Consider the following 2,320-nt stretch of genomic DNA (forward strand, 5'->3'; position numbering starts at 1 on the left):
GAGCCTTCGCGTGGTTCCCGGTGGGAGCCTTCGCGCTCAGCGGGTTTCGATGACGACCGATTCGATGCCCAGCTACCGTCGCAGCTGAAACGCTGACCGAGTGCGTGACGTAAAAAACATGCCGCCACGTGGATCTGACGCTTTGATTGATTCTGAACATCCCGGCATAAGGGGGTACTGCTGATGCGCGATCCAGCCCCAGCGTTGCAAGTATAGGTGACCACAGCCGTCAGGGTGCGGCGTAGGTATGGAGACGAGCGAGTCTGCAAAGACAGCAACCGCGCGGCACCCGAGTTCGACCGAAACCGAAGCGCACCAATTCGATCGAGACCCTCACAGCGTGCATAGTTACTCACGGGGAGGCGTGAACGAGCTCCGCATTGCCTTGAACACAGATCGAGAAGAAGGGGACCGATATGGCCCGTCAAGCCATGGGGCAACTTCCTTCTACCGATTCACCTTGACTGCGAATTTGTCTACTTGCCTGAACGATTGCCGTACGGCCGCCGCCAGCCTCAGCGGGCTCGACTGTGTCGAAGAAACGGCGAGCCATCTAGGCTCTACAGTATATAATTACGTTTGCAGGGGCGATAACGGTGAACCAAAGCATACCTCTGTGCGAGTCGATCTCAACGAGCGATTTCATCGCATTATCTCAAACTCCAGGTTCGAAATGACCAGAAAAATCCCGACCGCCATGTAAAGAATACGTGCCGCCCGCGGATTTTCCTCGATGCTTAGCGCAATAATCTTTGTCAGCCCAGATTGGGACACTCTCGGCTAACTCGACTCTTCCAACCCGATTTGGGAGTCTGTGCAGCCGTAAAAACGACATCCATCTAGACTGGACGGAACTAATGAATAACCACCAACGAAACTGGCGGACGACCGTCGTCGTCGTGACGATCGGAGCACTACTTGCGATCGTCGTCCCCCTGTCACTCCTCCCAGTACTTCCTTTCGAATACTTGAAGGAATACGGAACGGTTGGCGACACGATCGGTGGAATTTCGAATCCCATTACAGGATTGGCAGGAATCATTCTGTTATTCCTTGCTTTGACTGCGCAATTGCGCGCCAACGCACTTACGCAAAAACAGGTGGACGCCGATGCCGAAAAAGAGGTAAGGCAACGTGTCGCGACACACTTACATCAACTCTATGCATTCATGGACGAAAATATTAAGCAGTTCAACTACCAGAAAATTAGTACCCAAGAGTTGAGCTCTGAGCAGTTACATGGACGTCGAGCTATTCGGCAGTTCATTGATGACATTGAAAGCATGAATATCGACCTCCACGACTCGGAACGGCTTCTCCAGCAGGATGGCGTCAGGGAAATACTCGGCGTTTTAGAGATCGCGAAGCAAGCATTCGTCAAGATTGCGAGCTCCGATATCGATCCTATAAACAAGGATTTTTACGCAGCACTTGTCAAGCACGTACTTCTCTACAGCGTTTTCCCTTACACAGATCTTGACACCTCCGATGGCCTGACCCTTGCGGTATGCAACCAGTGTGGCCAACCACACGGCAACTACCCACCAGCCATTTTCGACCGACTACAGGATCTCAAGCGCTACTTCTAGCAACGCCGTCACCGGCAACGTGTCCGGTTCGTCGTTGCCAATACATGCCCAGCAGTTTTTCACCGAACCCGGGAAACTTCTTTGGGGTGGGTCACGGTCTCGGAGGCTGGCCAACTCTCTCGAAGCCAAGCCCTCCTCTCGAAGCCGCCGATCCTTACAGATGTGATCCATTTCCCTGAACGACGGACTCTCCATTTTGCGGCTGAATACGTATCTGGCCCCACACGTAACATCAAGAATGGCGCGGATCGACAAGCATTTCGAATCCGTGCGGGTTGCCGCTGATCCGTCAGCGGCGCAACGGCAGTCGGCATCCCCTCGTCGGCGAGACGTGAAGGGACCCCAACGGGCTTTTGCACCTCCGAATCACCTGCGAATAGCCATGCGGTACACCGACGTGAGTGGATCCGTATCTACTACTGGCTGGGCATTGGGAGCGAAAAGAAGGGGAAGTCCGCCAAGATCTGGGTGCGATCGGGCTTGATGCCGGTGCCCAGCGGAGAGTTGGTCAGCAGAGACAACATATTGTCCATGACGTTGTCGGCGAGCGCGCGACCGTTAAAGCCTGTGTAGTCGAACGACGCGGTGCTGCCGACAACGAAGGGAAGCACCATCGGACCGAACATCTCTGTGACTCGGCGGGCGTACGCTTGAGGGTCGGCCGATGTACCGGCGAGTTCGACGTACTTCGCCACGGTGGCTTGCGCGCTGGCCACGAATGCCGAGTCATC

1 protein-coding gene and 1 pseudogene are annotated in these 2,320 nt (G+C 54.8%); one reads left to right on the forward strand and one right to left on the reverse strand.

Features of this window, described 5'->3' with window-relative positions:
• The first annotated feature begins 899 nt into the window (after positions 1–899).
• Positions 900–1,589 carry a hypothetical protein gene (locus ABT116_RS42960; RefSeq protein ID WP_157770418.1) on the forward strand — a complete coding sequence of 230 codons (690 nt, stop codon included), beginning with the start codon at positions 900–902 and terminating at the stop codon, positions 1,587–1,589.
• A gap of 416 nt (positions 1,590–2,005) precedes the next feature.
• Here ABT116_RS42960 and ABT116_RS42965 read toward each other — a convergent pair.
• Positions 2,006–2,320, reverse strand: a pseudogene (locus ABT116_RS42965) (hypothetical protein); the annotation flags it as partial.

This window comes from Streptomyces sp. NPDC002130 (assembly GCF_040296465.1).
Classification (GTDB): domain Bacteria; phylum Actinomycetota; class Actinomycetes; order Streptomycetales; family Streptomycetaceae; genus Streptomyces.